Raw genomic sequence first — 1,216 nt, forward strand, 5'->3', positions numbered from 1 at the left:
CATCGGCACGTCGCGGCAGTGGGGATCGTCGAAGCAGGCGTCGGAGAATGCCGCCGACGCGGTGAACGACACGGGCGCGAACAGCACCTGCTGGCCGGCCCGCCAGGGCGGCTCGCGCGCGAGCGCGAGGCTCGCGTCCGACGGCGCGCGGCCGTGGCGGCACGCGTCGAGATGGCCGGCGAGCAGGCCGCGCGGCCAGGCATCGGGCGAAGCGGTTTCGTAGAGCGCCATCGTCGCGGAAGGGCGCGCGTTGATTTCGAGCACCTCGAACGCGCTGCCGTCGAACAGAAAGTCGCAACTGTTGAGGCCGACGAGACCCGTGCGTGCGCACAGCGCGTCGAGTGCCTGCTGGATGCGCGCGGCAGCGGGCGGCGGCATTTCGATCGGGCCGAGCGAGCCGGCATGCACGAAGCGCAGGTCGCCAATTGCGCAGACGAGCTGCTCGGCGAAACCGAGCAGATTCGCACGGCCGCCCGCGCCGATGAATAGCGCCGACAGCGGTTGGCCGTTGCCGAGGCGCTGGAAATAGCCGTGTTTTGAGGGGGCTGAGCGTGGCTGTGGGGCGAACGCGGTTGCGTGGGGTGCGGCTTGGGGTATGGCTTGGGGTACAGCTTGGGGGGCGGCGTGGGGCATAGCTTGAGGCACAGCGGCGGAAGTCGCCTCGGCAGCCACCGCCGCCGCCGGTCTGATATGCGTGCCGCCGCAGCCGTCCGCAAGCTTGAAGAGCCACCCGTCGGCTTGCTCAGGCCGCTCGAACGACACCGCCGGATGCGCGATCCCCAACGCGTCGAGCAGCGCGAAGAAACGGCGCGGCTCGCGTACCGCCGCGATCGTTTCGGCATCGTTGCCGAGCAGACGGGGCAGGCCGGGTTCGCGGCATAGCGGCGCCATTAGCGGTTCGAGCCCGCTGCCGCCGATCCAGCCGAGCAGGTGCGGCAGCCGCGCGATGCGCGTGAGCGCATCGACGAGCCGCGCGCGATCGAGCGCCAATGCGCCGCCATTCGCGCCGTCGCCTGCATCGTCATTCGTGCCGCCGTTTGCACCGCCGCTTGCACCGCCATTCGCACCGCCGCCTGCACTGCCTCCCGCACCAACATCGAACCAGCACTCGGCGGCCGCGCGCGTATCGCGGTCGCCGAAGATATCGAGCGCGGCGACGCGCCAGCCCGCGCGCGCAGCGGACTGCGCGAGCAGGCGCGCCGACAGCCCCGCGACC

General features: G+C 71.5%; 1 protein-coding gene. It reads right to left on the reverse strand.

What is annotated here, in order from left to right:
* Nucleotides 1-1,216, reverse strand: a 1,216-nt coding sequence (locus GXB81_RS31130) for an ATP-grasp domain-containing protein (RefSeq protein ID WP_241016606.1), incomplete at both ends; no start/stop codon positions are given.

It is taken from the genome of Paraburkholderia sp. Ac-20336, assembly GCF_017105025.1.
In the GTDB taxonomy this organism is placed as follows: Bacteria; Pseudomonadota; Gammaproteobacteria; order Burkholderiales; family Burkholderiaceae; genus Paraburkholderia.